Here is a 13,577-nt window from a genome sequence, read left to right as displayed (position 1 = left end):
ACGAAAAGTACGTGGAGACGGCATGACCCCATTCAACGAAGCGGCAACCATGCGAAAGGTGTACGGGCGGCTCATGCCCGTGCTCTTCGCGATGATGTTCTTCAACTACCTCGACCGCATCAACATCGGCTTCGCGGCCCTGGACATGAACAAGGCATTGGGCTTCTCGCCTGCCGTGTTCGGTTTCGCGGGCAGCATCTTTTTCGTGGGCTACATGGTCCTCGAAGTGCCGAGCAATCTGTTGCTGCATCGCGTGGGCGCGCGCCGTTGGATCGCGCGGATTCTGCTCACGTGGGGCGCTGTCGCGGCCGCCACTGCCTTCATCTTCAACGACAAAAGCTTCTACCTGCTGCGCTTCATGCTTGGCGTGATGGAGGCGGGCTTTCTGCCGGGCGTCGCCGTGTATCTGACGAAGTGGTTCCCGGAGCGGTATCGGGCGCGCGCGGTGGGCGGCTACATCATTGCCGGATCTTTTTCGGCGGTGCTGGGCGGCCCGATCTCGACGGCGCTGATGACCTATGCCAACGGCTTCTTCGGCCTGCAGGGATGGCAATGGATGTTCATCCTCGAGGGCGTTCCGGCGATGCTGCTCGGCCTGCTCACGCTGCGCATCATGACCGAGCGCCCCGCCGACGCCGACTGGCTCGACGACAACGAGAAGCAGTGGCTCGAAACGACGCTCGCGGCGGAACGCGAGGCGGTCGGCGGCAACACGCACTTTCCGCTGTGGCGTGTGGCGAGTGACATTCGCGTGTGGAGTCTCGCGTGCCTGTTCGGGTGTGCGCTGGTCGGCGTTTATGGGCTCTTCCTGTGGCTGCCGCAGATCGTCAAGAGTCTCGGTCACCTGAGCAATATCGAAGTCGGCTTTCTGTCGGCGGCGCCCCCGCTGCTGGGCGTACTGGGCACGTTCATCATCAGCCGCAACTCGGACCGCACCGGCGATCGCAAAAAGCATCTGGCCTTCGTGTACGGCATGAGCGCCATCGCGATCGCGGGCAGCGCGTATGCGCCGAATCCGGTCATTGCCTACGTGCTGCTCTGCGTCACCGGTCTCTTCATCTACGCCGGCAATCCGTTGTTCTGGAGTCTCGCTTCTTCGTTCAGAACCGGCGCTGCGGGCGCGGCGACCATTGCGCTCATCAACACGATCGCGCAGTTCGGCGGACTGGTCGGGCCGTGGAGCATTGGCCTCGTGCGCAACGCGACGGGCAACTTCAAACTCGCGCTGCTGACGATTGCCGCGTTCCTCGTCATCGCAACCGTGATCGCGCTCGTGATGCGCGTCAAACCCGCCGACGATGACGACGTCTCGTTGCCATCGACGAATCCAGCCACACGCACCTGAACTGCGCATACAGAACGATACGGAACTCACGCATGATTATCGATTGTCACGGTCATTACACGACCTCGCCGCCGCAGCACGAGGCTTGGCGCGTGCAGCAGATCGCAGCGCTGAAGGACGGCGTTGCGCCGCCGCCGCGCCCCACCATCTCCGACGATGAAATCCGCCAGAGCATCCAGAACGGCCAGTTGCGCATCCAGCGCGAGCGCGGCACCGACCTCACGATCTTCTCGCCGCGCGCCGCCAGCATGGGCCATCATCTGGCGACGGCGCAAGCCAATGCGGTGTGGTCGGAGGCCTGCAACGACCTCGTGCATCGCGTGGTCGAGCTATTTCCGCGCAACTTTGTCGGCGTGTGCCAGTTGCCGCAGGCGCCGGGCGTTGCGCCGGAAAACTGCATTGCCGAATTGCGACGCTGCGTGGAGCAACTGGGGTTCATCGGCTGCAATCTGAATCCCGATCCGTCGGGCGGCCACTGGACCGGGCTACCGCTGACCGACCGCTCCTGGTATCCCTTGTACGAAGCGATGGTCGAGCTCGATGTGCCCGCGATGATCCATGTGTCGTCGTCGTGCAATCCGAACTTCCACGCAACGGGCGCGCATTACATCAACGGCGATACGTCGGCATTCATGCAGTTGCTGCAAGGCGACCTGTTCGCCGATTTCCCGACGCTCAAGTTCATCATTCCGCACGGCGGCGGCGCGGTGCCGTATCACTGGGGACGCTATCGCGGACTCGCGCAGGACATGAAGCGGCCGCTGCTCTCCGAGTACCTGCTGAACAACGTGTTCTTCGATACCTGCGTCTATCACCAGCCGGGCGCGGAATTGCTCGCCAAGGTCATCCCGGCGAAGAACATCCTGTTCGCGTCGGAGACGATCGGCGCGGTGCAGGGCATCGATCCCGAAACGGGCCAGTACTACGACGACACGCGCCGCTATATCGACGCCATCGATTGGCTGAGCGACGCGGACCGTGAACTCATTTTCGAAGGCAACGCGCGCGCGGTCTACGGACGCCTGTCGGCGCAGCTCTCACGACAACGATCAAAGGAAGGAGCCACGGTATGAATCCGATCGGATGGCGCGAAAACGAATCGGCCACGCAAGCGGCCCCCGCCACGCTCGCCGCACTGCGCGAGATCGCGGTCTCGCTGTTGAGCGACAACATGGCCCGCGTGAGCGGCGCGAGTGGCTTGCGCCCGTTTCATCGGCCAAAGCCGATGGCGGGCACCGCCGTCACGGTGCGCACGCGCGGCGGCGATAATCTCGCGATCCATCGCGCGTTCGACTTCTGCCGTCCCGGCGACGTGCTCGTGATCGACGGCGCGGGCGAACTCACGCAGGCGTTGATGGGCGAGATCATGGCGACTTACGCGGAAAGCCTGGGTGTGCAGGGCCTCGTGATCGACGGCGCGATCCGCGATGTCGGCGCGCTGAGTCAGCGCAATTTTCCGGTGTATGCGCGCGGTGTCACGCATCGCGGGCCGTACAAGAACGGGCCGGGCGAGATCAACGTGCCGGTGACAGTCGGCGGCATGGTGGTCCATCCGGGCGATATCGTCGTCGGCGATGAGGACGGCGTGCTCGCGATTTCGCCCGCCGATGTCGAGGCGGTCATCGAAGGCGCGCGCAAAACGGCTGCAAAGGAAGCAGCGGCGCTGCAATCCATCGCTCAGGGACGCTTCGACCGCGCGTGGGTCGCGTTGCAGCGCGACCGCATGATGAACGGCTGAGCGCTTGCCGAACCGTCGTGGACGCGCGCATGATGGCGCGTTCCGCTTTTCATTTATTCGACATGCCCAGCTATCTGAACGTCGCGACGCTGCTGGATCTGGCGCGCCGCGCGCACGCCCACGCGCCCGGTCCCTGCGCCTGCACGAAAACACCGCTCGACGGCTGGCAATCGCAGCCGCTTTCTCTGGACGAAAGCCAGTTCCGCGAAATCGGCACATTGTGGCCGGAGAATGATCCGGAACCGACCTACGCCGAATATCTTCCCGGCAAGCTGACATACTGGTCCGCCGACGCGCCCATCGCGCCGCGCTATTTCCCTTACAACCGCTGCGCCGTGTGGGAATGCACGTTGTGCGGGCGCCTGTATCTGCACTACACCGAAGGCGGCGGGTATTTTGTCGATCGCAGGATGCGCTCGTTGCAATGGGCGTTGATCGAGGACGTGTCGCTCTGAGCACGTGGTGCTCGCAGCACCGGGCAGACAGCCTTGTTGCGGCCACATTGCAACGGAAGACTCTATTTATATCTACGACCGGGATCGTTAGCAACTCCGGCTACCTTGGCGCGAGCAAAAGCAGGATTACGCGTCGGCGAGTAGACTCCGGTCTCTGTCTTTCCCCTTAGAGGAGTGGTGCATGCCTTTGCCGTCCCGCGTCAGAATCGCGATTCTCGATGATTACCAGAACGTCGCACTCAGCTCGGCCGACTGGTCCCCCTTGAAGGACCGCGCGGACATTACCGTCTTTCATGATCACCTTGCGGACACGGCACAGGTCATCGAGCGCCTCGCGCCGTTCGACGTGGTCTGCGTGATGCGTGAACGCACGCCGCTCACGCGCGAAATCATCGACAGTCTGCCGAATCTCAAACTCATTGCGTCAACCGGTTCAGCCAACGCGGCGATCGACACCGAAGCGGCCGAGCAACGCGGTATCAAGGTCGCGCATACCGGCTATTCGTCCACGCCGACCATCGAATTTACGTGGTCGATGATTCTGGCAATGGCACGTCATATCACCACCGAAAATCGGTCCCTGCGTGAAGGCGGCTGGCAACGCACGCTCGGCACCGAACTCGCCGGCAAGACGCTCGGGCTGCTCGGGTTGGGTCGTGTGGGCTCGGCCGTCGGCGTGATCGGCCGCGCGTTCGGGATGAACGTGGTCGCATGGAGCCAGAATCTTACGGAAGAACACGCGCAGTCGACGGGCGTGCAGCGGGTCGATAAAGACCGGCTTTTTTCCATGTCGGATTTCCTGTCGGTCCATGTCCGTCTGAGCGAACGCACGCGCGGGCTCGTCGGCGCCGCAGAACTGGCGAGCATGAAGCCGACGAGCCGCATCATCAACACGTCGCGCGGCCCGATCGTGGACACCGAGGCGCTGCTCGCTGCATTGAATAGCGGACAAATCGCGGGCGCCGCGATTGACGTGTACGACACCGAGCCGCTCGACCTCGCCGATCCTCTGCGTTCACAGCCCAATGTGCTGGCGACGCCGCACATCGGCTATGTAACGCACGAGTTGTATCAGACGTTCTATGGCGATACCGTGCGAAACATCGTCGAATGGCTCGATCAGACGAAGCCGGCGCAGGCATAACGCGTCGTCACGAGCCCGCTCGCTGCGTTGCGCCAGGCGCGCAGTGAGTGTCGCTGATGGAGCAGGGCAGAGTGTTGTCGACCTGCACGCCGCCCTTTGCGAAGTTGCCACCGATACTTTGGCTTGGTTGAGTCGCCGTGATAACGCGTGCGGGCACGTGTGCCGCCCGGCAGAAAGGGGCCTTCTCACTTCGCGCTGACGTGCGCTGCCGTGCCTTCATTGCCGGCGGTGCGTTCCACGGCATGCTTAGCGCGTCAACTTGGGCTTCGATGCGTTTGCTAATGATGAATGTCCAGCAGGTCATCTACCAGTATTTTGCCGTGCCGATGTCCTGCCGCCTGTGCAGCCTGTTCGCTCAGATAGAAGGCGCCGTCGGCGTTGCCTGGCGGGGACGGTGGGGCGGGTTGGATTATCTGGCCTTCTGTTCGAAGGGTGACGGTCGCGGTGCAGGTATCCAGTACGACAGGAATGTTAAATGTGCGCCTGACGATAATAGGGGCTGTATCCACCTGAATTGTAAAGCCGCGATAGGAGTACTCGGCGCGCATGGGCTGCTCAATTTCGTTGAGAAACGCGTTGAATGGCGGACACCGCCTGAGCTTACGCGAATAAACCTCCGAAAGCATTCGTCTTTTTCCGCCCGGGAGCGAAGAAGTTACTAATCTGGCGTTCCGGATGCCGGCAATGGCGCAAGCTGGGCAAGCGCGGGTGCGACTACTCCTTCCAGCAGCGCTTTTTCCGGACGAACGCGAGCCAGTACGCGGACACCCATCAGAACGCCAACGAGATGCCGGGCGAGAACGTCCGCGGGCAGTGACTGCGCGATGGTGCCGTTGGCCTGACCAGCTGTGACGCACCCGAGAAAAAATTCCTCTATACGAACGAGAACGCCGGCAATGGTCTTCTGGAATTCGGCGTCGTGTGGCGCCAGTTCCAGGGCGGAGTTCACGAGCATACAGCCCTTTTGCTGACGGTCGTTCAATGAGCGGCGCAGGATTTCGTCAAAAAACGCATGGATTGCCTCAAGAGGAGGGAGCGCTTCGCACCGGCGCAGACGGTTCCCTATGCTTTCGCTCACGTAGTGATCGAGCGATGCCCGAAAGAGGCCGCGCTTGTCTTCATACGCGTTGTAAAGACTGGCGGCAGTAAGCCCCGTTTTTTCGGTGAGGTCTTTCACCGACGTTGCCTCGTAGCCGAATCGCCAGAAGCACTGGGTCGCCGCATCCAGTACTTTCTGTTCGTCAAATTCCCTGGGTCTCGCCATTCTGTGTCACCTGTCCAGTCATCGCGTCACGCACTTGCGAATTGTGCTGCGTTGAGCCATTATAGAATGAATGTTCTAAAATGAAAACGCAGCGCGCAGTCAGCCGCAGGCATACCGGGTTTGCAAAAGGTTTGCACGGAAGAGGAGGGACTATGGGACTACGGCAGACAAACACACTCACCTTCGACGTCCTCAGCGATGTCGGCAATGCCGCCGCACACCGCTACGGGCTCGTCTATGCACTTCCCGAGGACCTCCGCGATGCGCTGCGCTCAAACGACAAGGCACTCTCCGCGATCGATGACGACGAGAACTGGGAACTGCCGGTTCCTGCCACGTATGTGACTGCTCCCGACGGGCATGTTGCGCTTGCCAGCATCGAGGTCGATTACCGGAAGCGGCTCGAACCGGATGCGGTCCTCGCCGCGTTGAAGTCGCTTCGGGCGGTGTAATCGATGGCCAACGCCAAGGTCCCGGACGCGACGCCGGTTGATTCCGGGCCGACGCAGCGAGGTGCATCACGCGCACGTTTGATGGGGTTCGCCTGCGCGGCGCTGACCGTCATGATCTTTTCGGGCTGGTTTGTTGTGACACGTTTCGGTGTCACACGAGAGCTTCGCATCTGGGATATTGCGGCGCTCCGGTTCGGCGTCGGCGCCATGCTTCTCGCTCCAGCGGTCGTGCGCCGCGGTTCGCGCCTGCCGATCGCCGCCTGGGGAAAGGGTCTGTTATTCGCGGTGCTCTGGGGCGTGCCTTTCGTGCTGCTCGTCGCGCTCGGGCTGAAGCTGACTTCGGCCGCTCAGGCCGCATCCATTGCGCCGACGCTGATGCCTGTCTTTGCCGGCGTGTTCGCCTGGTGTTTCCTGCGCGAGCGGCAGGGAAGCTTGCGCTGGCTCGGGTATGCGGCGATCGTCACCGGTCTTGTCTGTCTGGTGAGTGCCGGTGCGGCGGCTCGCGGCGCGCCGGACCTGCGGGGTATCGCTGCGCTGGTCGCGGCAGCGGTCATGTGGGCGATCTATACGCTGCTTTTTCGCCGTAGCGGGCTGGCGCCGGTCCAGTCTGCCGCACTGATCTGCGTGTGGTCTGCAGCACTCTATCTCCCGGCGTATCTGCTGCTGGGTCTCACCCGATTCAGCCTCGCGTCGCAAGGCGAGATCGCCCTGCAGGTCTGCTATCAGGGCGTGCTGATGAGCGGCGTCGCGCTTATCACCTATAACCGTGCTGTCTCCCTGCTCGGTTCTTCGGCTGCGACCGCTGTCATTGCGCTGCTTCCCGCTGTTGCCTCGATTCTCGCCATTCCTGTTCTTGGCGAAATACCGTCGCTGGCCGAAGGGATGTCGATCGCCGTCATCGTTCTCGGCGTCCTGCTCGCTTCCAGGCCCGCGTCAGCGGGCCGGGCATCTGCCCGCTCTCCCTCTACCCGTCCACAAGCCTGAGGATACCGCCATGATCCGTTTTTATTTTCACCCGACGCCAAACCCGGCCAAGGTCGCTCTGTTTCTCGAGGAGACGGGCGTGCCCTATGAGGTGATTCCGATCGATACGAGCAAGGGTGAACAGCACACCGCGCCATTTCGCGCGATCAATCCCAACGGCAAGGTGCCCGCCATCGTCGATACGGAAGGGCCAGGCGGCAAGGAGGCGCGCGTGTTCGATTCCACCGCGATCCTGCTCTATCTGGCAGAGAAGACCGGCAAATTGCAGGGCGCGCCGCAAGACAGGCCAGAACTGCTTTCCTGGCTCCTGTTCCTCGCCTCCGGCCTTGGCCCGTTTTCGGGCCAGGCCGTGCATTTCCAGTTTGCCGCGCCGAAAGGACTCGACTATGCCGTGAACCGTTATCGACGCGAGGCGGAGCGCCATTATCAGGTTCTGAACGATCATCTGGAAGGGCGATCGTATATCGTCGGCGACACGTACACGATTGCGGATATTTCGGCCTGGGGATGGCTCGATCGCGCCTCGCGCGTGTTCAAAGGTGCGGACGATCCGCTGGCGGCGTTTTCGAATCTCAGGCGTCTGTTCGAAACGGTCGATGCACGTCCCGCGGTGGCTCGCGCCAGAGCCGTCGGCAAGGACCACGAGTTCAAGAAGGTCAACGACGAGGAGACCCGACGCGCGCTTTTCCCGTCCAACTATCCCCCGGCGGCCTAGGCCGACACTGAGCAGCAATGGAGAACAGCGTGGCAGATTCTCACGACTATATTCCCCCGAAGGTCTGGAGCTGGAACAAGCCCAGCGGCGGCACCTTCGCGAACATCAACCGGCCAGTCGCCGGTCCGACACATGAAAAAGTGTTGCCGGTCGGGCGCCACCCGCTGCAGCTCTATTCTCAGGGCACGCCCAACGGCGTGAAAGTCACGATCCTGCTGGAGGAACTGCTCGCGGCCGGCTATGCCGGCGCCGAGTATGATGCCTGGCTGATCAGGATCGGAGAGGGTGAGCAGTTCGGCAGCGGTTTCGTGGACATCAATCCGAATTCGAAGATCCCCGCGCTGCTCGATCGCAGCGGACCGAGGCCCATTCGCGTATTCGAATCGGGCTCGATTTTGCTGTATCTGGCAGAGAAGTTCGGGGCGTTCCTTCCAAAAGACGTCGAGACCCGCACCGAGACGCTGAACTGGCTGTTCTGGCAGATGGGCAGCGCGCCCTATCTGGGCGGCGGCTTCGGCCACTTCTACGCCTATGCGCCCACGAAGATCGAGTACGCGATCGACCGTTTCGCCATGGAAGTGAAGCGCCAGCTCGACGTGCTCGACCAGCGCCTCGCCAGCAACGAGTTTCTTGCCGGCGACGCATACACCATCGCCGACATGGCGGTGTTTCCATGGTATGGCGGCCTTGTCAAAGGCTGGCAATACGGTGCGGCGGAATTCCTGTCCGTGCAGGACTACGTGAACGTTCAGCGCTGGGCCGACATGCTTTTTGCGCGGCCGGCCGTGAGACGCGGCCGCATGGTCAACCGGACGAGCGGCGATGTGTCCGGCCAGCTTCTCGAGCGGCACGACGCCAGCGATTTCGAGGAGCTGTTGCGAAGCGAGTGATGTTGAATGCAGCAAGCAGGCTCAGCGCGATGGCTATTCCGATCGGCACGCAGGTAATAAGCAACGTTGCGGAAAGCCGTCGCTGGCTCGGTACTGGAAATGTCCGAGAAGGTGTTGGGCTATCCTGAAGAACTGCAAATGTCGAACCCAGCGTCGAAATCAACACGTACGATCTGTATCGATCGGGAAGCTAGCCTGGCTGCGACGTAATTTGCCTCGTGCTCTTTGCGGACTACCATCTCAGATAGAGCGGACCGAGCAGGGCACCGATACCGGCGGTGATGCTGATGCCAAGGACGTACCAGACACCCCAGAACGGTACCGACATCTCCGAACAGTAAAGCGCATAGAGAAGCAGACCCTGCGCGCCGGCGAGCAGTCCGGCGCCTGCGCCTGACAACATCGGGCGCACGGGCGCGAGTCCCTTCAGCGCGTGCATCACTGCAGCAAGCGATGGTAGAGAGAGCAGAACAATATTCGCTGTGGTGACACGCCATGTTGTACCCAGCATCAGTTGCAGACGATAGCCTGGCGGAGTCGCGAATACCACGAACGTGGCAGCGAGCAACATGATAAGGAACGGCAGTGTGACCGCTAACCATGCCAGCGTGACGGGGGCGCCGGGCCGCCCCAGACGTCCAGCGAGGTTCAATGCAGCGATGAGTGTCGTTACCGGAAACGCGAGGCGTACCCAGAACATCGTCGTCAGTATCAATTCCGGCATGTCGCTGCGGATGCCGTACAGCACGACCAGCAAGGCCGCGCTACTGGCCATGCCGACGCTAAGCGCACGATTGAGCCGCTTCGAAGCAAAATTCGACTCGATCGGTGTCAGATTGTTAGTTAGCCTTAGTATGAGATCTGAAGTTTTCATGTGGCCCGCCGGAAAAGGCCCTAACGTTTTGAAAGCGTACACGTGATGCAATACGGGCACCGGCTGTCGGGCAAGCCGTCCTGCATCCTGGTCAATCTGCGTGCCGAATGCCGGTCAATACGCCGGCTGAAAGCATTCCTGCCAGGTTCGCCTGGATGTCGAAGGAGGGCGCCTCGTGAAACGCCGCCGCGACTGCTTCGCCCAGTGATGCCCCGTCGAGAAGCTGGATCAGGAAGGCTGCACCGCCAGCCGGCAGACGCGATACCAGCACCTCGTCTTCGGGTCGTGTCACGAGTGCGTCCTCGGCTTCGCTTGAGCGCAACGGCGTAACGAGGCCGTCGTTCCGGTTCATCGCAAAGTTAGCCACGGCAGGATAGCGTGAGCGCACCACTCGCGCGGCCGCGTGTGGCGTGAAGCGCACTTCAGTCAGAGACGCCGGTTCAATCCCGGCTAATGCCTCAGCAGTGAGCACGGGCAGATCGGCTGCGTGATAGGCATCCAGCCACGCCCGTTCGACGCGCGCGACATCCGCGAGCCAGGGCATCTCGCGCGCATATTCGTAGGATTCGATGAACGCGGGAAAGTCCCGTCCATACTCGAACAGCAGCGGCGAAGTGGGAGGCGTGGCACGCAGATGGAAACGGGCCATCGCCCTGAAGAAGTCGGCGCCGGTAATGCGCTGAATCGCAGGATAGACGGCCGCCAGCGCATCGATGAGGCTGACCGTGACGTTGTTGCGATACACGTTGTAGCGCTTGACCACACCCTTGCCCGGCGCGGCTACGACGTCTTCAGGCGGGGCGATCGATGGATCCGTCAAACCCTGCGCAAACGCGGCGGCGTAACCGCCCGAAGGATGTTCAATCTGCATGGTTGACCGCCTCGGCAAGCGAAATGTCTTCTTCAGTCATGATATGCCGCACGGATAGAGCTTGAGCCTGCAACACCGGCCATGCGGGAAGATGGCTGTCCCATTCGATCAGCGTGGGCGTTGGCCCGATTCGCGCGATGAGATCCCGATAGAGACGCCAGACAGGATCGGAAATGGCGCAGTCGTGGCTATCGATGAGCAGCGGTTCGTTTTCGTCGTCGCGCTGCTCGCTATGTCCGGCCAGATGTATTTCGCCCACCTGTTCAAGCGGCAAATCTTCAAGATATGCGTCGGCGGAAAAACCGTGATTGGTCGCGGAGACGAACACGTTATTGAGGTCCAGCAACAGCCCGCAGCCAGTGCGTCGAACGACCGCGCGGATGAATTCGGTTTCGCTCAATGTCGAGGACGCGAACGCGACGTAGGTCGACGGGTTCTCAAGAAGAAGAGGACGTCTAATCGCGTCCTGAACCTGACCGATGTGTTCGCACACGTGCTCGAGCGTTGCTTTCGTGTATGGCAAGGGCAGGAGATCATTGAAGAACGTGCCACCGTGCGACGACCACGCGAGGTGCTCAGACACCAGCGCGGGTTCGTAGCGCGTCACCAGGTCGCGAAAGCGTGCGAGATGCGCGAGGTTCAGCGCTCCAGGTCCGCCGATCGACATGCACACGCCATGAACGGACAGCGGATAGGCGTCACGGATGGCCGCAAGTGCGCGGTGGGGCGGACCGCCGGCGCCCATATAGTTCTCGGCGTGAATTTCGAAGAAGCCGTCTTTCAGGCCGTCTGCGAGAATCGCGCTCAGGTGCTCATGCTTGAAACTGGTTCCGACGGGCGCTTGAGCGCGGCGCGTCACGCCACTCGAACAGCGAGGCTCGCCAATCGCCGTTGTCCTCGAGGTAGGGTTCATGGCCGCTCCCGTTCACGAAGCCGTTGGCAGATTCAGGACTTCAGCGGCGTGAGCGAGCCATGGCCACCGCCCGGCACTTCGATACTCGTGCAGGTGCCGCCTTGAACGAACTTCCACGAGTTACCCTGGAAGTCCATGGCCGACGTTCCCTGACAGGTCGTGCCGGGACCGGCGGCGCAATCGTTCTGACCTTTCAGTGCAACGCCGTAGCACTTTTCCTTGTGAGCCGCGATGGCTGCACCTTCTTCTGCTTTTGTGAGCGGTGCTGCGTGGGCGGCTGATGCAAGCAGACTCGCGACAACGCCGGCGAGCAGGGTGGAACTAACCGTGGCTTTCGTGGACATCGCATTTCTCCGGAAATTAGAAGGGTATCCGTGATGATGGATACGTCATCTAATTCGTGGTCCACGGACTTCTGGTTACAGCGGCGCTTTGTTTATTTGCCTGTCGTGGTCGATATCAGCTATTGGATGGGGGAACTGCCATGAACATTTTCAGAGCGTCGTTCAACAGCGAAGCAGTCGGAGACCAAGCACCGGGCTAAGCGCAAACTGCAGACTCGTGGCTGCCTTTGAAAGAAGCTTCGGGAACCGGGTAGGGAGAGTCGAGCGAAGCCGCCGCCGTTGGAACTCGTCAAGGCATTCTTGCGGGAGATTGTCGAGCGGTCGGCCCACGACAGGGATCGTAAAGGATGCCCAATATCATTTGAGCTTTCGGGTACGCGTTACCTCGCGGTTCCTGGCCGCGAGGAGGATTGTCCCATCGCTACCTGGCGACAATGCCCTGTGCGCCGGCCGGCACACCCGTTACCGTTCCGACCGAACTCAGACTCCCGTCGGGCGCGACCCGAAACCCACTCACGGCCCCCGCTCCTTCACGAACATAGAGAAAGCGGCTGTTGCGACTCAGTGCGAGATCTAGCGGAGCAGCGACGACGCCCGCCACGGAATTGAGCACTCGGACCCGGCCGTCCGGCCCGACCGCCAGGCTACTGATCGTTCCACTTCCTGCGTTGGCCGTGTACGCGTATTGACCGTCGCCTGTCGTCACGAGCCAGCATGGGGCTTTCTGGTCGAGCGGTACTGAGCGGCTCAATGGTTCGAGCGGCTCTATCTCGTTCGTTCTATAAGACGACACAGCGCCGGAGCCAGCCTCGGAGACTACTGCGAAGCCACGGTTTGTGATCGATAGACCAAACGGCGTCACGCCGCTCGAAGCGCTCTGCGTTGGCCGGGAAGCATAGCCGAGCGGATTGATTCTCCAGCTGTCGATCAGCTGGGTTCCTTTTTCGGTGACCAGCAACTCGTCGTCGTCCGGAGCAAACCTTACCTGCGCCGGCTGCGCAGCACTCCCGCCAGGGAGTGGTCGCCGGGAGCCTGGGAGCGGAATCAGGCGCTTGCCGATCGGATCGATAGCAAAGCCACTGATATCGGGCGTGCCACCTGCATTTACCACATAGGCGATGAACCCCTTGACGGTAATGCTCACCGGCATCTGGCCGCCTGACGGTTCTCTGTCGAGCAATGTGAGCTTTGTGCCGTCTATCGCGAACATCGACACGTCATTGCTGCCCGCGTTGACGGCGAACAGAAAGCCTGATCCTAATGTTAGTGAGCCTTGCGAACCCAGCGGGTCAGCACCTGTTCCTGCGCCCTTGCCTCCCGTCGCATACGTGCCGACGTACGTTAGTGTTCCATTGGCGTCCCGACTATAAGCAAGGACTGAGTTCGCTGCCGCCTGATTCGACAGGACGTATACGGCTCCGATCGAGTTGCCTTCCGGCTCGGCAGCTTGAGCCACATTGGCCGTCAGAATGAAACCCATCGCCGCAGCGAGTCCACGGACGACTTGCGGCCGTATCAAGTTGACATATCGCATCACTAACGCTCCTCTTTTTGAACATCCCTGCGGACGCAGAAAGCGCGGGCGGCG

At 61.5% G+C, this 13,577-nt stretch carries 16 protein-coding genes; 9 read left to right on the top strand and 7 right to left on the bottom strand.

The genetic code is table 11. The annotated features are described in order from the left end of the window. Window positions 1-22: 22 nt before the first annotated feature. From AAGS40_RS28155 to AAGS40_RS28135, 5 genes are all read left to right on the top strand, one after another. Entirely contained in the window at window positions 23-1,345 is a 1,323-nt protein-coding gene (locus AAGS40_RS28155) for an MFS transporter (RefSeq protein WP_345816838.1), read from the top strand. Between the two features lie 32 nt (window positions 1,346-1,377). Continuing rightward, entirely contained in the window at window positions 1,378-2,418 is a 1,041-nt protein-coding gene (locus AAGS40_RS28150; RefSeq protein ID WP_345816837.1) for an amidohydrolase family protein, read from the top strand. Further along, entirely contained in the window at window positions 2,415-3,083 is a 669-nt protein-coding gene (locus AAGS40_RS28145) for an RraA family protein (RefSeq protein ID WP_345816836.1), read from the top strand. Before AAGS40_RS28150 ends, AAGS40_RS28145 begins: the two co-directional genes overlap by 4 nt. 62 nt (window positions 3,084-3,145) lie before the next feature. Then, the gene (locus AAGS40_RS28140) at window positions 3,146-3,538 is read left to right on the top strand and encodes a hypothetical protein (RefSeq protein ID WP_345817619.1); all 393 of its coding nucleotides are present in this window, start codon (window positions 3,146-3,148) and stop codon (window positions 3,536-3,538) included. Window positions 3,539-3,719: 181 nt separating this feature from the next. Continuing rightward, window positions 3,720-4,682, top strand: coding sequence for a D-2-hydroxyacid dehydrogenase family protein (locus AAGS40_RS28135; RefSeq protein ID WP_345816835.1), 963 nt, complete (start codon window positions 3,720-3,722; stop codon window positions 4,680-4,682). A 278-nt stretch (window positions 4,683-4,960) separates the two neighbouring features. On the opposite strand, the gene AAGS40_RS28130 is transcribed toward AAGS40_RS28135, so the two are convergent. Further along, the gene (locus AAGS40_RS28130) at window positions 4,961-5,308 is read right to left on the bottom strand and encodes a hypothetical protein (RefSeq protein WP_345816834.1); all 348 of its coding nucleotides are present in this window, start codon (window positions 5,306-5,308) and stop codon (window positions 4,961-4,963) included. Between the two features lie 32 nt (window positions 5,309-5,340). Then, a complete protein-coding gene (locus AAGS40_RS28125) occupies window positions 5,341-5,946 on the bottom strand; it encodes a TetR/AcrR family transcriptional regulator (RefSeq protein ID WP_345816833.1) in 606 nt (201 codons plus the stop codon). Window positions 5,947-6,098: 152 nt separating this feature from the next. Here AAGS40_RS28125 and AAGS40_RS28120 point away from each other — a divergent pair, with 152 nt between their 5' ends. Genes AAGS40_RS28120 through yghU form a run of 4 tightly spaced genes read left to right on the top strand, consistent with a single transcriptional unit; the run spans window position 6,099 to window position 8,987 of the window. Further along, the gene (locus AAGS40_RS28120; protein ID WP_345816832.1) at window positions 6,099-6,398 is read left to right on the top strand and encodes a hypothetical protein; all 300 of its coding nucleotides are present in this window, start codon (window positions 6,099-6,101) and stop codon (window positions 6,396-6,398) included. Between the two features lie 3 nt (window positions 6,399-6,401). After that, entirely contained in the window at window positions 6,402-7,382 is a 981-nt protein-coding gene (locus AAGS40_RS28115) for a DMT family transporter (RefSeq protein WP_345816831.1), read from the top strand. A gap of 10 nt (window positions 7,383-7,392) precedes the next feature. After that, window positions 7,393-8,097 (top strand): glutathione S-transferase C-terminal domain-containing protein, encoded by a 705-nt coding sequence (locus AAGS40_RS28110; RefSeq protein WP_345816830.1) that lies wholly within the window; start codon window positions 7,393-7,395, stop codon window positions 8,095-8,097. A gap of 29 nt (window positions 8,098-8,126) precedes the next feature. Then, entirely contained in the window at window positions 8,127-8,987 is an 861-nt protein-coding gene (gene yghU, locus AAGS40_RS28105; protein ID WP_345816829.1) for a glutathione-dependent disulfide-bond oxidoreductase, read from the top strand. Between the two features lie 232 nt (window positions 8,988-9,219). On the opposite strand, the gene AAGS40_RS28100 is transcribed toward yghU, so the two are convergent. The 5 genes from AAGS40_RS28100 to AAGS40_RS28080 all read right to left on the bottom strand — a co-directional run bounded on the left by AAGS40_RS28100 (window position 9,220) and on the right by AAGS40_RS28080 (window position 13,469). After that, the gene (locus AAGS40_RS28100) at window positions 9,220-9,861 is read right to left on the bottom strand and encodes a DUF1109 domain-containing protein (protein WP_345816828.1); all 642 of its coding nucleotides are present in this window, start codon (window positions 9,859-9,861) and stop codon (window positions 9,220-9,222) included. A 91-nt stretch (window positions 9,862-9,952) separates the two neighbouring features. Continuing rightward, complete coding sequence (locus tag AAGS40_RS28095; protein WP_345816827.1) at window positions 9,953-10,732, bottom strand: DNA-binding domain-containing protein; 780 nt, start codon at window positions 10,730-10,732, stop codon at window positions 9,953-9,955. After that, window positions 10,722-11,645, bottom strand: coding sequence for a DUF692 domain-containing protein (locus AAGS40_RS28090; protein ID WP_345816826.1), 924 nt, complete (start codon window positions 11,643-11,645; stop codon window positions 10,722-10,724). Before AAGS40_RS28090 ends, AAGS40_RS28095 begins: the two co-directional genes overlap by 11 nt. A 32-nt stretch (window positions 11,646-11,677) precedes the next feature. Continuing rightward, window positions 11,678-11,989 (bottom strand): DUF2282 domain-containing protein, encoded by a 312-nt coding sequence (locus AAGS40_RS28085; RefSeq protein ID WP_345816825.1) that lies wholly within the window; start codon window positions 11,987-11,989, stop codon window positions 11,678-11,680. 421 nt (window positions 11,990-12,410) lie between these two features. Beyond that, window positions 12,411-13,469, bottom strand: coding sequence for a beta-propeller fold lactonase family protein (locus AAGS40_RS28080; protein ID WP_345816824.1), 1,059 nt, complete (start codon window positions 13,467-13,469; stop codon window positions 12,411-12,413). Between the last annotated feature and the right edge of the window lie 108 nt (window positions 13,470-13,577).

Origin of the sequence: Paraburkholderia sp. PREW-6R (assembly GCF_039621805.1) — a bacterium.
Lineage (GTDB): Bacteria > Pseudomonadota > Gammaproteobacteria > Burkholderiales > Burkholderiaceae > Paraburkholderia.
Note: the sequence above shows the minus strand (reverse complement) of the source record. Positions and strands in the feature narration are given on the sequence as shown.

Bases quoted from the DNA above. Each gene is read 5' to 3' on its own strand.
- AAGS40_RS28100 (WP_345816828.1), bottom strand. From the start codon at position 9,861: ATGAAAACTTCAGATCTCATACTAAGGCTAACTAACAATCTGACACCG.
- AAGS40_RS28155 (WP_345816838.1), top strand. From the start codon at position 23: ATGACCCCATTCAACGAAGCGGCAACCATGCGAAAGGTGTACGGGCGG.
- AAGS40_RS28090 (WP_345816826.1), bottom strand. From the start codon at position 11,645: ATGAACCCTACCTCGAGGACAACGGCGATTGGCGAGCCTCGCTGTTCG.
- AAGS40_RS28145 (WP_345816836.1), top strand. From the start codon at position 2,415: ATGAATCCGATCGGATGGCGCGAAAACGAATCGGCCACGCAAGCGGCC.
- AAGS40_RS28135 (WP_345816835.1), top strand. From the start codon at position 3,720: ATGCCTTTGCCGTCCCGCGTCAGAATCGCGATTCTCGATGATTACCAG.
- AAGS40_RS28140 (WP_345817619.1), top strand. From the start codon at position 3,146: ATGCCCAGCTATCTGAACGTCGCGACGCTGCTGGATCTGGCGCGCCGC.
- AAGS40_RS28115 (WP_345816831.1), top strand. From the start codon at position 6,402: ATGGCCAACGCCAAGGTCCCGGACGCGACGCCGGTTGATTCCGGGCCG.
- AAGS40_RS28085 (WP_345816825.1), bottom strand. From the start codon at position 11,989: ATGTCCACGAAAGCCACGGTTAGTTCCACCCTGCTCGCCGGCGTTGTC.
- AAGS40_RS28125 (WP_345816833.1), bottom strand. From the start codon at position 5,946: ATGGCGAGACCCAGGGAATTTGACGAACAGAAAGTACTGGATGCGGCG.
- AAGS40_RS28130 (WP_345816834.1), bottom strand. From the start codon at position 5,308: ATGCTTTCGGAGGTTTATTCGCGTAAGCTCAGGCGGTGTCCGCCATTC.
- AAGS40_RS28110 (WP_345816830.1), top strand. From the start codon at position 7,393: ATGATCCGTTTTTATTTTCACCCGACGCCAAACCCGGCCAAGGTCGCT.
- AAGS40_RS28150 (WP_345816837.1), top strand. From the start codon at position 1,378: ATGATTATCGATTGTCACGGTCATTACACGACCTCGCCGCCGCAGCAC.
- AAGS40_RS28080 (WP_345816824.1), bottom strand. From the start codon at position 13,469: ATGGGTTTCATTCTGACGGCCAATGTGGCTCAAGCTGCCGAGCCGGAA.
- AAGS40_RS28120 (WP_345816832.1), top strand. From the start codon at position 6,099: ATGGGACTACGGCAGACAAACACACTCACCTTCGACGTCCTCAGCGAT.
- AAGS40_RS28095 (WP_345816827.1), bottom strand. From the start codon at position 10,732: ATGCAGATTGAACATCCTTCGGGCGGTTACGCCGCCGCGTTTGCGCAG.